This is a genomic window from Pseudomonas sp. MB-090624 (genome assembly GCF_003205245.1).
Lineage (GTDB): Bacteria > Pseudomonadota > Gammaproteobacteria > Pseudomonadales > Pseudomonadaceae > Aquipseudomonas > Aquipseudomonas juntendi.
The window spans coordinates 27,868-48,598 of sequence record NZ_QJRK01000048.1 but is presented as its reverse complement, the minus strand read 5'-3'; the positions used below and the strand labels follow the sequence as shown (position 1 = coordinate 48,598).

Annotated in this window: 17 protein-coding genes; 5 read left to right on the top strand and 12 right to left on the bottom strand. The window is 64.5% G+C overall.

The features are described from left to right. Positions 1-310 precede the first annotated feature (310 nt). From DMX12_RS23265 to DMX12_RS23230, 8 genes are all read right to left on the bottom strand, one after another. On the bottom strand, positions 311-2,686 hold the full coding sequence (locus tag DMX12_RS23265; RefSeq protein ID WP_033690558.1) for an RND family transporter: 2,376 nt from the start codon (positions 2,684-2,686) through the stop codon (positions 311-313). 20 nt (positions 2,687-2,706) lie between these two features. Next, positions 2,707-3,729 carry a YCF48-related protein gene (locus DMX12_RS23260; RefSeq protein ID WP_110679558.1) on the bottom strand — a complete coding sequence of 341 codons (1,023 nt, stop codon included), beginning with the start codon at positions 3,727-3,729 and terminating at the stop codon, positions 2,707-2,709. A 267-nt stretch (positions 3,730-3,996) separates the two neighbouring features. After that, on the bottom strand, positions 3,997-6,666 hold the full coding sequence (pepN, locus tag DMX12_RS23255) for an aminopeptidase N (protein ID WP_110679557.1): 2,670 nt from the start codon (positions 6,664-6,666) through the stop codon (positions 3,997-3,999). 13 nt (positions 6,667-6,679) lie between these two features. Continuing rightward, positions 6,680-7,510 carry a DUF2797 domain-containing protein gene (locus DMX12_RS23250; protein ID WP_009683746.1) on the bottom strand — a complete coding sequence of 277 codons (831 nt, stop codon included), beginning with the start codon at positions 7,508-7,510 and terminating at the stop codon, positions 6,680-6,682. After that, positions 7,507-7,767, bottom strand: a complete 261-nt coding sequence (locus DMX12_RS23245) for a YeaC family protein (protein ID WP_003260154.1) — start codon at positions 7,765-7,767, stop codon at positions 7,507-7,509. Before DMX12_RS23245 ends, DMX12_RS23250 begins: the two co-directional genes overlap by 4 nt. A gap of 13 nt (positions 7,768-7,780) precedes the next feature. After that, entirely contained in the window at positions 7,781-8,659 is an 879-nt protein-coding gene (locus DMX12_RS23240; RefSeq protein WP_110679556.1) for a rhomboid family intramembrane serine protease, read from the bottom strand. Further along, the gene (locus tag DMX12_RS23235) at positions 8,656-9,627 is read right to left on the bottom strand and encodes a metallophosphoesterase (protein ID WP_110679555.1); all 972 of its coding nucleotides are present in this window, start codon (positions 9,625-9,627) and stop codon (positions 8,656-8,658) included. Before DMX12_RS23235 ends, DMX12_RS23240 begins: the two co-directional genes overlap by 4 nt. Next, positions 9,627-10,517 carry an NAD(+) kinase gene (locus DMX12_RS23230; protein WP_009683749.1) on the bottom strand — a complete coding sequence of 297 codons (891 nt, stop codon included), beginning with the start codon at positions 10,515-10,517 and terminating at the stop codon, positions 9,627-9,629. Before DMX12_RS23230 ends, DMX12_RS23235 begins: the two co-directional genes overlap by 1 nt. Here DMX12_RS23230 and DMX12_RS23225 point away from each other — a divergent pair. After that, positions 10,516-11,538, top strand: a complete 1,023-nt coding sequence (locus DMX12_RS23225; protein WP_110679554.1) for a DUF1853 family protein — start codon at positions 10,516-10,518, stop codon at positions 11,536-11,538. The genes DMX12_RS23230 and DMX12_RS23225 overlap by 2 nt on opposite strands. Positions 11,539-11,695: 157 nt before the next feature. Then, entirely contained in the window at positions 11,696-12,241 is a 546-nt protein-coding gene (locus DMX12_RS23220; RefSeq protein ID WP_009683752.1) for a cytochrome b, read from the top strand. Here the strand turns inward: DMX12_RS23220 and DMX12_RS23215 are convergent. Next, positions 12,232-13,125, bottom strand: coding sequence for a 1-aminocyclopropane-1-carboxylate deaminase/D-cysteine desulfhydrase (locus DMX12_RS23215; protein ID WP_110679553.1), 894 nt, complete (start codon positions 13,123-13,125; stop codon positions 12,232-12,234). The two genes, DMX12_RS23220 and DMX12_RS23215, sit on opposite strands and share 10 nt — an antisense overlap. A gap of 58 nt (positions 13,126-13,183) precedes the next feature. Beyond that, positions 13,184-15,220: an NADPH-dependent 2,4-dienoyl-CoA reductase gene (locus DMX12_RS23210; RefSeq protein WP_110679552.1), complete on the bottom strand. Its 2,037-nt coding sequence runs from the start codon at positions 15,218-15,220 to the stop codon at positions 13,184-13,186. Positions 15,221-15,414: 194 nt separating this feature from the next. Between DMX12_RS23210 and DMX12_RS23205 the strand changes: the two genes are divergently transcribed. Continuing rightward, positions 15,415-16,533 (top strand): carbon-nitrogen hydrolase family protein, encoded by a 1,119-nt coding sequence (locus tag DMX12_RS23205; RefSeq protein WP_110679551.1) that lies wholly within the window; start codon positions 15,415-15,417, stop codon positions 16,531-16,533. Positions 16,534-16,537: 4 nt separating this feature from the next. Then, positions 16,538-17,623: an AraC family transcriptional regulator gene (locus DMX12_RS23200; protein ID WP_110679550.1), complete on the top strand. Its 1,086-nt coding sequence runs from the start codon at positions 16,538-16,540 to the stop codon at positions 17,621-17,623. Positions 17,624-17,834: 211 nt separating this feature from the next. On the opposite strand, the gene DMX12_RS23195 is transcribed toward DMX12_RS23200, so the two are convergent. Continuing rightward, positions 17,835-18,227 (bottom strand): MerR family transcriptional regulator, encoded by a 393-nt coding sequence (locus DMX12_RS23195; RefSeq protein WP_110679549.1) that lies wholly within the window; start codon positions 18,225-18,227, stop codon positions 17,835-17,837. Positions 18,228-18,301: 74 nt separating this feature from the next. Between DMX12_RS23195 and DMX12_RS23190 the strand changes: the two genes are divergently transcribed. Beyond that, positions 18,302-19,402, top strand: coding sequence for an SDR family oxidoreductase (locus DMX12_RS23190; protein WP_110679548.1), 1,101 nt, complete (start codon positions 18,302-18,304; stop codon positions 19,400-19,402). A 66-nt stretch (positions 19,403-19,468) separates the two neighbouring features. Here the strand turns inward: DMX12_RS23190 and DMX12_RS23185 are convergent, their stop codons facing one another. After that, positions 19,469-20,722 (bottom strand): OprD family porin, encoded by a 1,254-nt coding sequence (locus DMX12_RS23185; protein WP_054912563.1) that lies wholly within the window; start codon positions 20,720-20,722, stop codon positions 19,469-19,471. Positions 20,723-20,731 lie beyond the last annotated feature (9 nt).

Genomic DNA, 20,731 nt, shown 5'->3' with positions numbered 1-20,731 from the left:
GCGCGGCGCAATCGCGAGCTGCGCTCGCTCCTACGTTTGTTTCGGGCCAGTAACGCCTGTGACAGGCGCGCGCGGCCGCCTTGTTTGTACGGCGCGATATTGAGGCATGCACCAAGGCGTTCGCGCGCAAATCCAACAGGAATAATTGGCCCGAAACAAACGGAGCGAGCGCAGCTCGCGATTGCGCCGCGCGGGCGGCGCTCGCTCTAACAGGCGCTGCCATACCTTGTGGCAAACACCTGTCAGCCCTAAGGCGATCCCTGTGGGAGCTGGCTTGCCGGCGATTGGGCCGCAACGCGGCCCCCTGCCTTCAATGGGCGAAAATCGACCCCCCTTGCTTGCCCACCATTTTCTCCGGCTTGATCAGGAACCGCGCCAGGGCCGGCAGCAGCCACAACGCCCCGAACATGTTCCAGAGCAACATGAAGGTCAGCATCAGGCCCATGTCGGCCTGGAACTTGATCGCCGAGAAGATCCAGGTGCACACACCAATGGCCAGGCACAGCCCGGTGAACAGCACTGCCTTGCCGGTCGAGCGCAGGGTCTGGTAATACGCCTCCTGCAACGGCAACCCGGCGCGCAGGAAACTTTCCAGGCGGCTGTAGATGTAGATGCCGTAGTCAACGCCAATGCCCACGCCCAGCGCCACCACCGGCAAGGTGGCCACCTTCACACCGATGCCCATGTAGGCCATCAGCGCGTTACCCAGCACCGAGGTCAACACCAGCGGCAGAACGATGCACAGGGTAGCGGCCAACGAGCGGAAGGTGATCAGGCACATCACTGCCACACAGATGTACACCAGGATCAGGATGGTCAGTTCGGCCGACTTGATCACCTCGTTGGTCGCGGCCTCGATCCCGGCATTGCCTGCTGCCAGCAGGAACTGCAGGCCCTCCTTGTTGTGGCTGTCGGCAAACGCCTGGGCTACCGCCGTGACCCGCTCCAGGGTTTCGGCCTTGTGGTCGTTGAGGAACACCAGTACCGGCGCCAGCGAGCAGTCACCGTTGTACAGCCCATCGGCACGGGCGATGGAGTTGTTGAGGATGTCGGGGTTGCGCGACAGGGTTTCCCATTTCAGGCTGCCCTCGTTCATGCCCTTGATCACCTGCTTGGACACAGTGACCAGGGAGATCGCCGACTGGACCCCGGGGGTGTTTTCCATGGTCCACATCAGCTCGTCGATCGGGGTCATGGTCGAGTGGATGGAACACTGCTCGGCCGGCGTCTTGACCATGATCACCAGCACATCGGAACTGGTGGAGTAGTTGCTGATGACGAAGTTGTTGTCCTGGTTGTAGCGCGAGTCGGGGCGCAGCTCCGGCGCGCCCTGGTCGAGGTCGCCGATTTTCAGGTTCTGGCTGTACCACAGCCCCCCGCCGAAGGCGAGCAGCGCCAGCGCCACCGACACCGGCGCCACCCTGGCGCTGGCAAAGTTCGACAGCAGGCGCCAGAACGGGTGTTCGCGGGTGGCGTCCTTCTTGCTGCGTTCGATAGCCTTCTTGCTGATACCGACATAGGAGATGGCGACCGGCAGCAGGATCAGGTTGGTGAACACGATCACCGCCACCCCGATGGACGCGCCGATGGCCAGCTCGCGAATCACCCCGATGTCGATGATCAGCAGAGTGATGAAGCCCACCGCATCGGCCAGGATGGCGATCATGCCCGGCAGGAACAACTGCCGGAACGTACGCCGTGCAGCGGTGAGCGCGTTGTCGGCGTCACTCGACTGCAAGGCGATGCCGTTGATCTTCTGCACCCCGTGGGAAATGCCAATGGCGAAGATCAGGAACGGCACCAGCATCGAGTACGGGTCCAGGCCGAAGCCCACCGCGTGCATCAGCCCCAGTTGCCAGACCACCGCCACCAGGGTGGTGATGAGCACGGCGATGGTGCTGCGGATACACCAGGTGAACCAGTACAACAGCACCCAGGTGATCACCAGGGCGACGCCGAAGAACATCGCCACCATCACCAGGCCGTCGATCAGGTCACCGACCTTCTTGGCAAAGCCGACAATGTGCACTTTCACATTGGGGTTCTGCGCCTGGAACTTGTCACGCACCTTCTCTTCCAGCAGGTGCGAGAACTGCTGGTAATCCAGTTTCAGCAACCGGCTGGGGTCCTGCGGGTCAGGGTAGCTTTCCAGCAGTGGCACATCGATGATACTGGACTTGAAGTTGTTGCCGACCAGCCGCCCGACCTGACCGGACTTGAGCACATTGTCGCGCAGGGTATCGAGGCTGTCCTGGGAGCCGTTGTAGGTGTTGGGGATCACCTCGCCACCGGAAAAGCCCTCCTCCGTGACCTCGCTCCAGCGCACGCTGGGGCTCCACAGCGACTTCAGCCCGGCACGGTCGACGCCAGGCAGGTAAAACACCTCGTCATGGATCTGGCGCAGGGTCTCCATGTAATCCTTGTCGAAAATGTCACCCTTGACCGCCTCCACCGAGATGCGCACGGTGTTGCCGAGGTTGGCCAGGTCGTTGCGGTGCTCCATCATCTGCTCGATGAACGGGTGCTGCAGCGGGATCATCTTCTCGAAACTGGTGGAGGGGCGAATCTGCGTCGCCTGCCAGAACAGGAAAATACTGATCAGCACGCACAGGGCGATGACCACGGGGCGGTTGTTGAAGATCAGCCGTTCGAGCAGCGTAGGCTTGTCCTGGTGATGCGGATGCATGGTGATGCTCTCCCGGCTGGTCATTGGCGCGGCTCCTCGGCAATGCGATCGGCACCTTGCGCGGTTGCCAGGTGCACACCGCCCTGGCCCACCAGCAGCAGGCCGCCATCGGCCAGACCACTGACGCCGGCCAGGGCGATGCGGTCGCCACGGTTGTACACGCTGAAGGTCTGGCCATCGTCGGTGCTGCGCAGCACGCTGCCGCCGTTGCCGACCAGCACCAGGGCGCCATCAGCCAGCAGCGCAGCGCCAGCCAGGCCGAATTCCAGGCTGCCGCGCGCGGCCTTCAGTTCGACCTGCTGCCAGCTGTCACCGAAGTCGGCTGAACGGAACAGGTTGCCGCGCAGGCCGTAGGCCAGCAGGGTGCGGGGTGAACGGGTGCCGATCACGCCAAACAGCGAGCCCTCGTAGGGGCCTTGCACCTTGGCCCAGGTCTGGCCGTTATCTGCAGAGCGGAACATGCCGCCCTGCTCGCCAACGATGAACAGGCCGGCATCGCGCACCTGGGTGATGCCGTTGAGGTGCAAGTGGTCGGGGTTGTCCAGGCGCTCGGCCACGTCCTGCCAGTGCTGGCCGCCGTCAGTGGTTTCCAGCAAGGCCCCGTAGGCGCCCACGGCAAAGCCATGCCGGGCATCCAGGAAGGTGACATCCAGCAACGGCGCTTCACGGGCAAGGTCTTCGAACTGCTTGGTCCAGGTGGCGCCGCCGTCGCTGCTGGTGAGCACCTGGGCGTCATGGCCGACGGCCCAGCCGCGCTTGTCGTCGATGAAGAACACCGCCGTGAGCAACTGCCGGGTAGGTACCCGGGCCTGGGTCCAGGTGTTGCCCTGGTCGTCGGAGAACAGGATATGGCCGCGATCACCGACCACCACCAGGCGCTTGCCGGCGTGGGTGGTGCCGATCAACAGGCTCTGGCTGGCCTTTGCCGATTCGGTGGAGTACTGGTCGGCACTGGCGGCTTGCACGCTGCCGGCCCACGCGCCCAGTGCCAGCGCCAATGCCGCTGCCAATGGCCAGGCGCGGCGCCTGTTGTGTTCCCTCATGACTGTCCCCTTGGTGTTTTTATTCGGCGGGTCAATGCATTGCAGGCACTGCGAAAAGCCTGATCTAGAGGCCTGCAACAGCTTGAAGGGATCGTAGCGGGGATGTTCGCGGGATTACAACGGGCGGGGTGTTATGTTTTGTTGTCGGCCTGAAAAAGCCAGGGCCGCGGTGCGGCCCATCGCGACACAAGGCCGCTCCTACAATCGCACCTTACTCTGTAGGAGCGGACTTGTGTCGCGATGGGCTGCAAAGCAGCCCGATTGCCCTCAAGCCAGGCTCTTGCTCACCACTTCATACACATCACTGGACAGCTCACCCGAAGCGAGAATCCGCTCCAGCTCGCCCTTCATCAGCGCCTGGCGCGCCTCGTCATACTTGCGCCAGCGTGTCAGCGGCGCCAGCTGACGCGAAGCGATCTGCGGGTTCAGCGCATTCAGTTCGATCACAAGGTCAGCCAGGAAACGGTAGCCAGAACCATCGGCGGCATGGAAGTTGACCAGGTTCTGCCCGGCAAACGCACCGATCAGCGCACGCACCTTGTTGGGGTTCTTCAGGGTGAACGCCGGGTGCTGCATCAACGCCTTGACCCGCGCCAGCCCGCCCGGCAAGGTGCTGGCCGCCTGCACGCTGAACCACTGGTCCATCACCAGCGGGTTGTCCTTGAAGTGCTCGGCGAACGCCTCCAGCGCTTTCGCCCGCTCGGCCTGGAACGGCGAGTTGACCAGCACCGCCAGCGCGGTCAGGCGCTCGGTCATGTTGTCGCAGTGCTCGAACTGCTCCAGGGTCGCTTCCAGCACGTGCGGCTTGCCGCTCAGCATCAGGTACGACAGGGCGATGTTCTGCAGGCTGCGGCGGGCGAAGTGCTCGGCCGAGGCCACATAGGCAGTGCTGCGCGAGGCTTCGCGGTGGGCCTGGTAGCGCGCCCACAACGCGTCGAACAGTTGCTCGGCGATCTGCTGGCGGGCGAACTCGCGGGCGGCATGGATGGCGTCCACGTCGGCCACCTGGCTGATTTCGGTGAGGTAGGCCTCACCCGGCAGCGAGAGCATTTCGGCAACCATGGCCGGGTCCAGCGACGGGTTGCCCAGTACCGTGCCCAAGGCCGTGATCAGGCGCTGGTCCAGTTTCAGGGCTTCGCCACGCTGGTGCTGGCCGATCAGTTCCTGCAACACCTGGACCGCCAGCTGCTGGCCCGCTTCCCAGCGGTTGAAACCATCGCTGTCATGTTGCATCAGGAACATCAACTGGTCGCGGTCGTACGGGAAACTGAGCTTGACCGGGGCGCTGAAGCCACGCAGCAGCGACGGCAGCGGCTTGGCCTGGATACCCTGGAAGGTGAAGGTCTGCTCGGCCTCGGTCACCGACAGCACCCGACTGGTGGCTGGTTCGGCCGCCGTGGCGGCGCCTTCACCTGCCAGTTGCAGCGGCAGGTCGTTACCGGCAGCATCCAGCAGGCCCAACTCCACCGGGATCACGAACGGCAGCTTCTCGGCCTTGTCCGGGGTGGGCGGGCAGCTTTGGCGGAACGTCAGGCTGTAGGTCTGGGCGGCGGCGTCGTACGCTTCGCTGACTTCCAGGCGCGGGGTGCCTGCCTGGCTGTACCAGCGCTTGAACTGGGTAAAGTCCACGCCGTTGGCGTCTTCCATGGCCTTGATGAAGTCGTCGGTGGTCACCGCCTGGCCATCGTGGCGCTCGAAATACAGGTCGCTGCCTTTGCGGAAACCATCGGCACCCAGCAAGGTGCGGACCATGCGCACCACTTCGGCGCCCTTCTCGTACACTGTCAGGGTGTAGAAGTTGGAAATCTCGATGAAGCTGTCCGGGCGCACGGGGTGGGCCATGGGGCCGGCATCTTCGGCAAACTGGTGAGTACGCAGGTAGGCCACGTCCTCGATGCGTTTGACCGTGCGCGAGTTCATGTCGGCACTGAACTCGGCATCGCGGAACACCGTGAACCCTTCCTTCAGCGACAGCTGGAACCAGTCGCGGCACGTGACGCGGTTGCCCGACCAGTTGTGGAAATACTCGTGGGCGACCACACCTTCGACACGCTGGTGCGCGGCATCGGTGGCCGTTTCGGCGCGGGCCAGCACACAGCTGGAGTTGAAGATGTTCAGGCCCTTGTTTTCCATGGCGCCCATGTTGAAGTCGTTGACGGCAACGATCATGAAGATGTCCAGGTCGTATTCACGGCCGTAGACTTCCTCGTCCCAACGCATCGACTTCTTCAGGCTGACCATGGCGTGGTCGCACTTGTCCAGGTTCTCGGGCTCGACATAGATGCGCAGCAGCACATCACGGCCCGACTGGCGCGTGAAGGTGTCTTCGACGCACCACAGGTCACCGGCCACCAAGGCGAACAGGTAGGCTGGCTTCTTGAACGGGTCTTCCCAGGTGGCCCAGTGGCGGCCGTCCTCGGCCGGCCCGCTGCCGGTGGGGTTACCGTTGGACAGCAGCACCGGGTAGCGATGCTGCTCGGCGATCACCGTGGTGGTGAAACTGCTCATCACGTCCGGGCGGTCGAGGTAGTAGGTGATCTTGCGGAACCCCTCGGCCTCGCACTGGGTGCAGAACATCTTGCCGGATTTGTACAAACCTTCGAGCGCAGTGTTGCTTTCCGGGTGGATCTTCACGCTGGTGTCGAGGGTGAAGTGCTCGGCTTGCGGCTGCACGGTCAGGCTGTCACCGTCCAGCTGGTAGTCGGCGGCCTGCAATTCCCGGTCATCCAGCGCGGCACGCAGCAGCTCCAGCTGCTGGCCATCGAGCACCAGCGGCGGCAAGCCGGCACCGCGTGCCGGGTTGCGACGCATCACCAGCTGCGCGTGAACCAGGGTGTGGTCCTCGAACAGCTCGAAGGTCAGGTGCGTCTCGTCGATCAGGTACTCGGGCGCCTGGTAATCCTTCAGGTAGATCACTTGCGGTTGTTCGGTGCGCATGTGCAGGTCCTTTTTACTGGAGCACGGCCAACTGGTAGGCCGTGTACTTGCGAATATTGATCACACCGGTGTCGAAGATCAGGTACTGGCCCTTGATGCCCAGCAGCGTGCCTTCGGCGACCGGGTCCTTGTCCAGGTTGAAGCTGACGATCTTTTGCGGGTAGGCCTGGACCGGGTAGTTGATCTGCACCACTTCGGCGTCCGGCAGCGGCTGGATCGCCTGCAGCCCGAAACGCCCCTGCAGCTCGCCCAGGCGCTCGGCGCACGCGTCGAATACCTGCTCACGAATGGCCGCCAGGTCGAGCACCTCGGCATCGCCCTTGAGCAGTGCACGCCAATTGGTGCGGTCGGGCACCTGGCTGCGCAGCACGTCTTCGACCAGGCCAGACTGCTGGCGGGTAGCCACGCGCATGATCGGCAGGGCCTGGCTGGCCCCTTGGTCGAGCCACCGGGTGGGCAGTTGGCTGGCGCGGGTGATGCCGACCTTGATCCCTGACGAGTTGGCCAGGTAGACCACGTGGTCGGTCATGCAGAACTGTTCGCCCCAGGCCGGTTCACGGCAGGTGCCGGCCTCGTAATGGCATTTTTCCGGGGCCATGATGCACACATCGCACTGGGCCAGCCGGGTCATGCACGGGTAGCAGTAACCTTGGCTGAAGCTGGTCTTGGTGCGCTTGCCGCAATGGCTGCAGTGAATGGCGCCAAGGTATTCCAGGCGCAGGCGCTGGCCGATCAGCGGGTTGACCGGCACCTGCGTGTCACCCAGGCGGAAGCTGTACTGCACCACCGGCGCCTGCAGGCTTACCGCCATTTTGCTCAACGAGCCACGAGCGAGTTCGATCAATGTACCGAGTCCGACTTGAACAGAATGTTGGCGATCGGTGCAGACTTCGACGCGCATTCCTGGGGGCCCATGTAACCGGTGCGCTGGTCTTCTGGCAGGTTTTTCATCTCCCAGGCGATCACGGCCTGCAGCGACAGCTCTTTCTGCTCGGCGGTGAGCTTGCGGCCATCCGACCATTTGCCGATTTCCACGGCCAGTTTCAGGCTTTCGTAGATTTCCGGGGTGATGTTTTCAATCATTTGCGCGAAAGTGGACATACAGTCTCCTGATTCAAGCCGACAGTTTACGCCGGGCCAGCGCCCCACCCAAGAGCCCGGTCAGGCATCCGATGAGCAGCCCGCCAACGTGGGCGGCGTTGGCGATCTGGCCAAGGCCGAGGCTGCCGACCACACCGGTCAGGCACACCACCAGCCAGATCAGCATCATCACCAGCACACCCTTGGGCAGGTTGAAGTAACGGTTCGGTGCCAGCCACTGGAACAGCCATACATGCCCCAGCAGGCCGTACAGTACGCCAGACAGCCCGCCGAACAGGCTCGGCCCGCTGGTGTAGTGCTGCGCCAAGTTGGAGACCAGGCTGTACAGCAGGGTCAGGCCCAGCAGCATCCAGGGGCCCTGGCGCAGCTCGATGCGCTTGCCCAGCTCCCAGTACCACAGGCTGTTCATGGCCAGATGCAGCACGCCGAAGTGCAGCAGCATGGGTGATACCAACCGCCACCATTGCCCTTGGTCGAGGGTTTCTGCCAGCGGGGTGAAATACAGGTAGTCGCCCTGCACCCGGAAGTCGAGGAAGGTAAACCAGCTGATGGTGGTGAAGTTGTCGCCCAGGCTGGTCAGGCCGGCGACGATGAAGCACGCCAGCAGGGTGAGCGTGGTGACCTTGCAGGCCCGGGCCTGTTCTGCCAGGGACGGCACTTTCGCAGACATGCCCGCTGCCACCGGCTCGGGGGCAGCCGGCAGCTCGGCGTTGCCTTGCGGGTAGCGCTGGTAAAGTTCGCGGACGTCTTCGGCCAGGGTGTCGGGCGCCCAGAGTACCTGCACGTCCCCCTCTTCGCTGACCCGGTGCGGCACCTGCAGGCGCTGCAGCATGTGAATGAAGCCGCTGAGGTCGACCGACAGCGGCAGGCGCATCACTTCGATTATGTTCATTGGTTGGCCTGTGGGCGGTCTACGTCGACCCACACGAACTTGTGCGGGTCGATGCGGGTTTCGTCGTCCAGCCGGTAGGCCGCCAGCTTGCCGTACAGCACCGCGCTGTAGTCCAGGCAGGCCAGGTTGGGGCGAATCGGCGCGGGGTGGCCGCTGCGCCAGTAGTGGCCGACGAACAGCATCGGCTCGTCTTCGGCATAACGCAGCAAGGCATTTTTCTGGCTGTGGCTGAGGGGCGCATTGGCTACCTCGGCCGGCAGGGCATCAGGCTGGAACACGATGTCGCCGTAGGTTTGCGGGTCTTCCTCCCAGAACTTGGTGCGGAAGAAGGCGCGCGTCAGGCCGTCGCCGCCGGTCAAGGTCAGGCCGTCGGGCAGGCGCATGTCGGTACCGCGCAACAGGCGGTTGCACACGGTGGCGGCGAAGCTGTTGCTCACGGCAGAAGCCTGGATGAAGTGCTCATCGATGCGCCCGTCGGGGTACTGCTGGCGCAGCGGCTCGATCAGTTGCCGGTCCCAGCAGGCGTGTACCAGGCGGAAACGCCCGGCATCGATGAATAACGGCAGCTGGTAGAACCAGTTGACGAAGTCGTGCCAGTCAGCGGGGTGCTGGGCGAACTGGGCCAGGGTTTCGTCGATCAGCCGGGCGTGCCGCGGGGTGTGCTCGCGGACGAAGGCCTTGCCGCTGCCGGGCAGCGCCGGCGTGACCCAGCCCAAGGCGTTGTACTCGTGGTTGCCCATGATGCAGAACGCCTGGCCAGCCTCGACCATGTCGTGGACGATGTGCAGGGCCTCGCGGATGCGTGGCCCACGGTCGACGATGTCGCCGAGGAACAGCGCCTGGCGCCGTGGGTGGCGCCACACGCCGGCCACGCGCTTGTAGCCGAGGGTCTCGAGCAGGCGTTCAAGGGTATGCGCACAACCGTGCACGTCGCCGATGATGTCGAAACTGCGCGCCGGGTCGAGCATCAGTCGTCACTGCTCCCAAGGCGGCTGCCCCAACCAAGCTTGGTGCGGCAGACCTCGTAGTAATTGTGGTCGAGCGGGTGGATCAGGCGCAGCTTCTGCGGTTTTTTGCTGACCGTGATGGTGTCGCCGGGGGCACAGGTGAAATGGTTCTGGCCATCACAGGAAACCTGCGGGTAGATCTGCAGGTCCTTGGACACCACGATCTTCAGTTCGCTGTTGCCGTCGACCACGATCGGCCGCCCCGACAGGGTGTGCGGGTACATTGGCACGATGACGATGGCGTCCAGCTTGGGGTGCATGATCGGGCCGCCAGCCGACAACGCGTAGGCGGTGGAGCCGGTGGGGGTGGCAACGATCAGGCCGTCGGCCTTCTGGCTGCAGACGAACTGGCCGTCGATATAGATTTCGAACTCGATCATGCGCGTGGACTTGCCCGGGTGCAGTACCACGTCGTTCAGCGCATCGCCCTGGCCAATGGCTTCGTGATGGCGGCGCACCTCGGCCTGCAGCAGGAAGCGGTTTTCCACCAGGTAGTGGCCGTCGAGCACCTCGGCGACCTTTTCTTCCAGCTCGTCGGGGCGGATGTCGGTGAGAAAGCCCAGGTTGCCCCGGTTGATGCCCAGCACCGGAATGTTGTGACGGGCCAGGGCCCGGGCGGCGCCGAGCAGGCTGCCGTCGCCGCCCACCACGATGACCAGGTCGCAGACTTCGCCCAGCAGCTTGCGCGTGGAGGTCTGCAAGCCATGCCCGGGCAGCACTTCGGCAATGGTGTCCTCGAGAATCACGTGCAGGTGGCGGTCGAGGAGGAATTTTTTCAGTCGGCGGATGGTGTCGAGCACCTGCGAGCTGCCGAGGCGACCGATGATACCGATATTGCGAAATTGCTCCATGGGGCTCCTGCAAGGCTCTGCGGCGGGTGACTATGCGCCGATTATGGGCGAAACCACCGGGCAGCGGCAAACCGGCTATGCTCGCAGGATGACACCCTTCAGCCAACTCCACGATCTGCCCCGGCAACTGCAGCGCCCGGCCGTACGCGACCTGGCCTGGGCAGTGCTGTCGCCGCCCTTGCTCGCTGGCACGCCCTGCCCTCAGCGCCACCCGCTGGCGGGCAGCCTGTGGGCACAGCAGCCGCACCGCCTGGAGCAGTGGCTGCGGGCGCTGGATAAGGATGACCATCCGCTGCGCGATTGGCTGGCGAAACTGGGCAGCCGGCGCCTGGGGCTTTACTACGAACGCCTGTGGCAATTCGCCCTGCGCCACGCACCGGGCATTGAACTGCTGGCCGCCAACCTGGCGATTCGCGAGGGCGGCCTGACCTTGGGCGAGCTGGATGTACTGCTGCGTGATGCAGACGGGGTCCACCACCTGGAATTGGCGATCAAGCTGTACCTGGGCCCGCCCAGTGGCGGGCACGATACCCAGGCCTGGCTGGGGCCAGGCTGTCATGACCGGCTAGGGGCCAAGCTGGCCCACCTGGCGCAGCACCAGTTGCCGATGTCGCGGGGGGCGCACAGCCAGCAGGCGCTGGCCCGGCTTGGGGCGCAGCAGGTGCAGGCGCATATGTGGCTGGGGGGCTATCTGTTCTATCCGTGGCCTGGGCATGCCGAGGAACCGGAAGGCGCCAACCCGCAGCACCTGCGCGGGCGCTGGGTCAGGCGGCGGGATTGGGCCATGGCGGTTGGCGAGCGCTGGCAACCGCTGCCGCGCAGCGCATGGCTGGCGCCAGCGCGGGTCGAAGCGGCGCAATGCTGGCAGGCAGAGCAGTTTGCAGCGTGGCTGCATGTGCTGGACCCGCAGGCCCCGGCGCAACTGCTGGTAAGGCTTGAGCAGGAGGCCGATGGCGCCTGGCAGGAAGCCGAACGGGTGTTTCTGGTGGCTGACAATTGGCCGCAGCTACGCAGTGATTGATGCAGGCCTGACGCAGGTCAAGGCTGGCCCGCACAAAAGCCCGTGCAGGCAACACAATTTTCACAGGCCTGGCGCAACTATCTGCTGCCGGTAGCCATTAAAGTGACACCTGAGCGCCAACAAGAGCGCTATCCAAACCTGATGACGAGGACTGATCATGGTTTCATCCACCCCAGCACCGCATTACGCACGCCTGTCCATTGCCCTGCACTGGCTGATGCTGGTGCTGCTGGCCGCTGTCTACGCCCTTATCGAACTGCGTGGCCTGTTCCCCAAGGACAGCGCCGAGCGCAACCTGATGAAAGACCTGCACTTCATGCTTGGCCTCAGTGTCTTCGTGCTGGTCTGGTTGCGCCTGGCGATGCGCCTGAGCCGGCCTACCCCGCCGATCCTGCCCAAGCCGCCCGCCTGGCAGACCGGCCTTGCCCACCTGATGCACCTGGCACTGTACCTGCTGATGATCGGCATGCCGCTGGCCGGCTGGCTGATCCTCAGCGCCGCCGACAAACCGGTACCGTTCTTCGGCCTGGAGCTGCCGCACCTGATCGGCCCGAACCCGGACCAGGCCAAGTTCATCAAGGGCTGGCATGAGCGCGTCGGCAGTTGGGGCTACTGGCTGATCGGCCTGCATGCGCTGGCCGGGCTTTACCACCACTATGTGGTGCGCGACAACACGCTGTTGCGCATGCTGCCCTACAAATAACCACGTCGGCCTTGCAGGCCGCCGGTATGCACGAAGATCATGCGGCTGCCGGGCGCCAACAGCCCGGCGACGACATGATCGCGCAGGGCCAACAGGGCCTTGCCGGTATAGAGCGCTTCCAGCGGCACCCCCGTGTGCTGCTCGCAGTCGGCAATGAAGGCCAGCAGTTCGTCGTCGAACCGGGCAAACCCACCTCGGCAGGCCTCGTGTAGCTGGTAGCCATGTGCGCCCGCCAGTGCTGCCACCCCTTGCGCCACACCGTGGTCTGCAGGTACCGCCAAGGCGCCATGCACGGTACGCGCGCCCGCCTCGGCCATGGCCAGGCCAGCCACGGTAGTGCCTGTTCCGGCAGCCAACCACCAGCCATCGTAGTCCGGCCAGCCCAGGGCCGAGATCTGCGCCTGCGCCTGCTGCACGATCAGCGCGCAGCCCTGCGCGCCAGCCAGCCCACCGCCGCCTTCGGGAATGCACTGCCAGCCCGGATAGCGCGCTTGCCAAGGTTCCCAGAAACCGGGCTGGTGGCGTGCGCGGTAGCCGCCATAACCCAGCCAGTGCAGGTGCATGCCCAGCGCCTGCAGGTCCCGTACGGTGGGCGTGTCCTGGGCATGGCCGCGTAGCAGGCCGGCAGTGGCGAAGCCAAACCGCTTGCCGGCCGCAGCCAGCGCATGCAGGTGGTTGGAGTGGTTGCCACCCAGGCTGATCAGCCCGGGGGCATTGCCAGTGGCGGCCTGCTGCAGGTGGTGGCGGAGCTTGAACCACTTGTTGCCGCTGATCAGCGGATCGATCAGGTCCAGGCGCAGAATGGCAACCTGCACCTGGGCGTGTTGCAACCACGGCAGGTTCAAGCGTTGCAGTGGGGCTTGAGGAAGGTCGAATGCATGCATGGATCGCAGTTTACAGGCAAAGCCCGGGGCAGCGCCTGTGGGCTGCCCCGGGCTGATCTCAGAGCTGCGCCGCCAGCCGCGACCCTTGGTTGATCGCCCGCTTGGCATCCAGCTCGGCCGCCACGTCGGCGCCCCCGATCAGATGCACCGATTGCCCCGCAGCCACCAACCCATCCTGCAGTTCGCGCAGCGGCTCCTGCCCGGCGCAGATCACGACGTTGTCCACGGCCAACAGCTGCGGCTCACCGCCCGCAACGCGAATGTGCAAACCGGCATCGTCTATACTCAGGTACTCGACACTGTTGAGCATCTGCACCCGCTTGTTCTTCAAGCCGGTACGGTGGATCCAGCCGGTGGTCTTGCCCAACCCGTCCCCCACCTTCGATGCCTTGCGCTGCAGCAGGAACACCTGCCGCGCCGGTGCGTGCGGCTCGGCCTTGATGCCGGCAACGCCGCCGCGTGCCTCAAGCCGGGTATCGATGCCCCACTCCTTCCAGAACGCATCACGGTCCAGGCTGCTGGCCCGCCCTTCCTGCACCAGGTATTCGGAAACGTCAAAGCCGATACCGCCGGCCCCGATCACGGCGACCGCCTTGCCCACCGGCTTGCGCTCGAGCAGTACATCCAGGTAACTGAGCACCTTGGCATGCTCGATCCCGGGGATGGCCGGGGTACGCGGGGCAATGCCGGTGGCCAGGATGATCTCGTCATAGCCGCCCTGCACCAGCGCCTGCACATCCACGCGGGTATTGAGGTGCAGGTCGACGCCAGTGCTTTGCAGCTTGTTGCGGAAGTAGCGCAGCGTTTCGAAGAACTCTTCCTTGCCCGGGACGCGCTTGGCGACATTGAACTGACCGCCAATTTCGCTGGCAGCGTCGAACAGCGTCACGTGATGCCCGCGCTCGGCGGCAACGGTGGCGGCGGCCAGGCCCGCCGGGCCGGCGCCGACCACGGCAATGCGCTTCGGCGCTGGCGCAGGCAGGTAATTGAGCTCGGTTTCGTGGCAGGCCCGCGGGTTGACCAGGCAGCTGGTCAGCTTGCCGCCGAAGGTGTGGTCCAGGCAGGCCTGGTTGCAACCGATGCAGGTATTGATTTCGTCGGCACGACCGGCAGCAGCCTTGTTGACGAAATCCGGGTCGGCCAGGAACGGCCGAGCCATCGAAACCATGTCGGCATCCCCTTCGGCCAGCACCGCCTCGGCCACTTCCGGGGTGTTGATGCGGTTGGTGGTAATCAGCGGAATGTTCACCACACCCCGCAGCTTGGCCGTGACCTTGCTGAACGCCGCGCGCGGGACCTTGGTGGCGATGGTCGGGATCCGCGCCTCATGCCAGCCGATCCCGGTGTTGATCAGGGTAGCGCCGGCCTGCTCAATGGCCTTGGCCAACTGCTCGATTTCCGCCCAGTCGCTGCCGCCCTCGACCAGGTCGAGCATCGACAGGCGGAAGATGATGATGAAGTTCGGCCCTACTGCCGCGCGTACCCGGCTGACGATTTCCACCGCCAGGCGCATGCGGTTTTCGTAGCTGCCGCCCCAACGGTCGGTGCGCTGGTTGGTGTGGGCGGCGAGAAACTGGTTGATGAAGTAACCTTCCGAACCCATGATTTCGACGCCGTCGTAACCGGCACGCTGGGCCAGCACTGCGCAATTGACGAAGTCGGCGATCTGCTTCTCGATGCCTTGCTCGTCCAGCTCCTTGGGCTTGAACGGGTTGATCGGCGCCTGTATCGCGCTGGGTGCCACCTGCCGTGGGCTATAGGCATAGCGCCCGGCATGCAGGATTTGCAGGCAGATCTTGCCACCGGCGGCGTGCACCGCCTCGGTGACGATGCGGTGCTGGTCGGCCTCCGCCTCGGTGCTGAGTTTGGCCGCGCCGGAATACACCCCGCCTTCATCATTGGGCGCAATACCGCCCGTGACCATCAGGCCAACGCCGCCCCGGGCACGCTCGGCAAAGTAGGCCGCCATGCGCTCGAAACCCCCGGGGCGCTCCTCGAGGCCGGTGTGCATCGAGCCCATCAGGGTGCGGTTGCGCAAGGTGGTGAAGCCAAGGTCCAGCGGGGCAAGCAGGTGCGGGTAACGTTCGGCGGCCATGGAAAGGTCCCCAGGTGGCGTGATTCACGGTATGCGGGCGCCTCACCGAATGGCGGGCCTCCGTCGTTTGTCTGTCAGCGACATTAAACAGCCGTTTGAATTGGCTCAATGATCGAAACTGACAAGTTATTGATCCTGGCAAACAGGGCGCTTACCCTAGAGAGCCTTCGTCAGCCAATGTGCCGTCCTGTTTCATGCGAAAACTTCTGGCAAGCGCCCTGGCGCTGGTAATGATCGCCGCGCTCTGCGGCTACGGTTTCTGGAGCCAGCAGCGCCCGGAAGGCCACTACCTGTCCGACCTGCGCATCGAACTGGCGTTGAACCATGGCGTGCCGGGGGACCGCGGCAACCTGCTGGGTATCGAGCCGTTGCTGTTCCCCAGCGACTACCAGAACCTGCAACGCCTGCACCGCAAGCTGGCCGCCTACCTTGAGCAGGCGCGCGCCCAGGGCCTGGTCGGCCCGCGCACCGTGGTCGTGCTGCCGGAACACATCGGTACCTGGCTGTGGGCACGCGGCGAAAAGAACGAGCTGTACCAGGTCACTCAGAGCCGCGAGGCCCAGCAATGGCTGGAACTGAGCAACCCGCTGCGCTACGCGCTGGCCATGGTAGCGGCCGAGGGCGACGACCGGCGTGCCGACGCCCACCTGCGCATGAAGGCCGAGCAGATGGCTGCCGACTATCAACAGCTGTTCGGTGGCCTGGCCAAGGAGTTTGGCGTGACCCTGGTGGCCGGCTCCATCGTGCTGCCGGCCCCCTATGTGCAACAAGGCGTGCTGCATGCCGGGCGTGGCGCACTGTTCAACAGCAGCGTGGTGTTCGCCGGTGACGGTTCCCTGCTCGGCCAACCGCAACGCCAGCAATACCCCGACAGTGACATGCGCCGTTATGTGCAGGAGGGCCGCGATTATCCGCTGCAGGTCGTGCAAACCCCCGCCGGGCGCCTGGGCGTGCTGGTGGGCAGTGACAGCTGGTACCCGCAGAACCATCAGCAACTGGCCAGCCAGGGCGTGCAGTTGGTGGCCAACCCGGTGTTTCTCAGCGGCAAAGGCAGCTGGCAAGCCCCCTGGCGTGGCAACCGCCACCAGGCGGCCAGTGCCGGGCTGGCCGTGCAGCGCGGCCAGGTCAGTGAGCAAACGGCCTGGCAACGCCTGACCGAGGCGGCCGGGGCCAGGGTCAGCAGCATGAGCGTGTTCATGCGGGGGCAGTTCTGGGAACACGGCAGTGACGGCCAAGGCTTCGCCCGCCAGGCGGGTGAGTTGCTGGCAGGCACGCCGAGCCCTGGCGCCCGCCTGCTGAACCTGTGGTTGTAAGGCAATGGCCCGCCCCCGCGTGCGCCTGGGCGAGCTGTCGGTCGGCTTTGTTCAGCCGCTGATCGAAGCCCTGCGCGAACTGGGACACGCCCCCGAACCGCTGCTGCGCCGCTATGGGCTGGAGGCACCGCGCCTGAGCGAAGCCAATGCGCGCCTTTCGATCCCGCGCTACATGCACCTGGGCCATGCGGCCATCGAACAATGTGGCGAAGCCGCGCTGGGCTTGCACATGGGCCGCCTGAGCCGGCTGGCCCAGGCGGGCCTGGCGGGGGTCACTGCAGCCCAGGCGCCTACCGTGGGGGAAGCCGCGCGCACCTTGCTGCGCTTCGAACCGCTGTACGCCGCCAACTACCGCGGCCAGTCCAGCTTTCATGAAGACGCCGAAGGCGCCTGGCTGCGTTTCTACTCCATCAGCCCCTACAACGCCTACAACCGCTTTGTGGTGGACTCGGTGCTGGCAGGCTGGCTGGCTCAACTGGCCGACCTGGCGGGTGTTGCGCTGCAGGCCGAGCGCCTCGAAATCGAATTTGCCGCCCCCGCCTACGCCGCGCAGTACCAGGCGCTGTGCAGCACCCCGGTGCAGTTCGCTGCCGACGGTAATCAATTGCGCCTGAGCCGCGCCACCTTGCAGTTGGCCAACCCCAGGCACTGCCCCAGCACCTGGCAGCACCTGCTGCAGTTGTGTGAAGCAGACATGCTGCAGCGCACGCGGGTGCGCAGCCTGGGTGAGCGCATCACCCACCTGCTTGGCCCATTGCTCAACGGTGGCCGCGAACCGGACCTGGTCGAGGTAGCCCTGCACTTGCAGTTGCCCACCTGGACACTGCGGCGCAAGCTGGCCGAAGAAGGCACGCGGTTCCGTGACCTGCTCAATGAAACACGACGCGACCTGGCCGAGACCTACATCCGTGATACGGAACTGGCGTTCGGCGAGATTGCTTATTTATTGGGGTTCGCTTCGGCCGAGGCCTTCCAGCGCGCGTTCAAGCGCTGGACGGGCCTTACGCCGGGAGAGTTTCGCCGCAGCCAGCGGCGGGCAGGTCAAAGCTCGGTGGCGTCGTCGGCCGGTTCCGGGGTGTCCAGCTCGTAGGCTTGGGATTCGAGTAGTTCTTCCTGGTATTCATCCATGGTCCTGCTCCCTCTTTACTCATTTCATCTTCGTAGTTATCGCCGTCATGCTAAGCCAGTGGCATGACGCAATGATGACAAGCTTATGATCGGGCAACGCGGCCATCGTTCCGGTGAAGACGCGATGCAACGCTGCTCGAGTACCACAAAATCCTTTTTAGGGGGACAGGCGTTCAGGCGCCAGCGGAAATGTTTTCAGGAATTGTCAGCCCAGTCGCAATAGCACTGGCGACGAGCTTGGCACGCTCGCTATCAAGCACCTCATACGCGGCCTGCAGCGTCTGCATCTTGGCCTGGATTTCAGCCATTTTGCCAGTGACCAGCAGTGCACCCTGCACGCAATCGAGGGTATTGCCGCGCCTGGCAGCCAGTATCTCCCCTATTTCGGCAAGCGTGAAACCGCCCCGCTGGGCAGTTTGCACGAAGTTCAGGTCAGCGACGGCCTGCTCGCTGTAGCTGCGATAATTGTTGGCTTGCCGCTGGGCCACGATCAGCCCGAGCTGCTCGTAATAGCGCAACGCATGGCGGCCGACGCCGCTGCGGCGCTCCAGCTCCCCGATGTTCATGGCACAAAACCCCTTGACCTTAGAGTGCGCTCTACACCCTAACCTGCGCCCATCTTGCAGACAAGGAAACTGACATGAGCGTGGAATGCTTCGTTACCGGCGGCAGTGGTTTTATCGGCCAGCATCTACTGGCGCGGCTCACCGCCACCGGGCACACCGTGCGGGTGCTGATGCGCCACCCGGAAAACCTCGCCCGGCTCCGTGAACAGGTAGGCCGCCTGGGGGGCAAGCCTGCAGGCGTACAGGCAGTTGCCGGCGATATCGGCACAGAGGGACTGGGGCTCAGCGAAGCCGACCGCCAACGCGTGTCGGCTGCCGCAGTGGTGTTCCACCTCGCGGCGCACTTCACCTGGGGGCTTTCCCTGGAACATGCCCGTGCCGTGAATGTGCAAGGTGCGCTGCGGGTCGCGCAGTTGGCGGCTAGCCAGGGCACCCGCCTGCTGATGGTGGGCGGCTACATGCTGCAGAATTTCAGCCACCTGGCCAGCATCGGAGTGGATCACGAGCACCCGGAACATACCGACTGGCCCGCGGTTTACCGCCGCGCAGGCGGTTATGAGGCGAGCAAGCTGGAAGCGCATTACGCTGTCATCCGCTACATGCAGGGTGCGGGCGCAGCGTACTCGATCGTTCACCCTGCCACGGTCTGCGGCGACAGTGTGCGCGGGCACATCCTCGACGGCCAGCCGTTGGCAGCGCTGATTAGCGGCCTGGCGTTGGGCCGGTTCAAGGCCATTCCGGGCTCGCCCAACCATTGGCTGCCACTGGTCAGCGTCGACTACCTGGTTACCCTGATGGCCTGCGTGGCATTCGACCCTTCAATGGCCAACCGCCAGGTGCTTGCACTCGACCCGCACACCCCTAACCTGCAAGGCTTGCTGGAGGACATCGCCGCCACCCTGGAGGTAAAAGCCCCGCGCCACCATGTGCCGATAGGCGTGCTGAAGTGCTTGTTGGCAATTCCCGGGTTAGCGACGCGCCTGGCAATCAGCCCCGAGTCGCTGAACTTCATCCAGCCGCAGCGCTTCGACCTGAGTTTCAGCGAGCAACTGGAACGCAGGTATCAGCTCACTCACCCGGACATCAAACACACATTGGCAAAAACCGTGCGCCACGTCGAACGCAACCTGGGCCACGGCAGCATGCCTGGGGCAAACATGCCGACCAACACCTGAACCCACATGGCCGCCCGCAAGCGCCTGCACGTCGCCCCGGCGCGGCCGGCCACTCAGGCTCAGCCCTTACCAGAGGGCGATGTCGTAGGTCAGGTAGATGCGGTTGCTGTCACGCCCGCGGGAAAAGTCGGAGCGGTACACGTAGTTGCGCAGCTTCACCCCAAGGCCCTTGACCGGCCCGGATTGCACCACGTAGGCAAGCTCCATGTCGCGCTCCCACTCGCTCAGCCCAGCGTCAGCCGAGCGCCCGTTATCCCCGCTGAGGTAGCGGGTCATGAAGGTCAGCCCTGGGATGCCCGCGGCGGCGAAGTTGTAGGCATAGCTGGCCATCCAGGTTTTCTCTTCTTCCTCGATGAACTTGCCGATACCCACGTTACTGAACGAGTACACCGTGGCGCCGGTGATGTAGGGCAGCCCGGCCTTGCCGTCGAGCACCTGGTAGCCACCCCCGAACGTGTGCCCGGAGTGGGTGTACGACAGTTGCCCGCTGAACATGTCATTGTCGATTTCGCCGCCCTGGGCAGCGCCGCTGTCGCGGCTGTTGAAATAGCGCAAGTCGGTGGTGAGCACGCCGCCGGCCAAGGGCAGGTCGTAGATCAGGCCGGCAAAGTCCTGGCGGTAGAAGTGTTCCAGCTGGCCGTGGAAATAGCTCAACTTCAACTGCTTGTTGACGGCGTAATCGGCGCCGGCAAAGTTGAAATCGCCAGACTCGTCACCGCTGTAGCCGTCCATGTACAGGCCAGTGCTGTCAGAGGAATCGCGCAGCTTGAAGCGGTTCAGGTGCCCGGCAGTCAGGGTCAGGTTGTCGATGTCGGTGCTGGTCAGCTGGGTGCCCTGGTAGGTTTGCGGCAACAAGCGTGCATCGTTGTAGATCAGCACCGGGGTTTTCGGCAGCAAGGTGCCATGCTTGACCACGGTCTGCCCCAGGCGCGCCTTGGCCGTCACGCCGGCACTGGCAAACTCGTCTGCGGCGCGGCCATCGTCATGCGTGGGCAGCAAACCGGTACCGCTGCGGCCGCGGCCCGAATCGAGCCGCACGCCGAGCAGCCCCATGGCGTCGAGCCCCAGCCCCAGAGGGCCCTGGGTGAAGCCGGACTGATAGTCGAGCAGGAAGCCCTGCGCCCATTCCACCCGCTCGCTCTTGGCGGTGGCGGCGGCGCGCGGGCTCATGCCCTGTTCGTCGCGGAAGTTTTCGTTGAAGTACACATTGCGCAGTTGCAGCTTCAGCTTGCTATCGTCGACAAAACCGGCGGCGCCGGCCACAGGCAGCCAGCCGCACAGCAGGCCACAGGTGGCCCCACGGAAAACAGCTCGGGACATGATTGATAC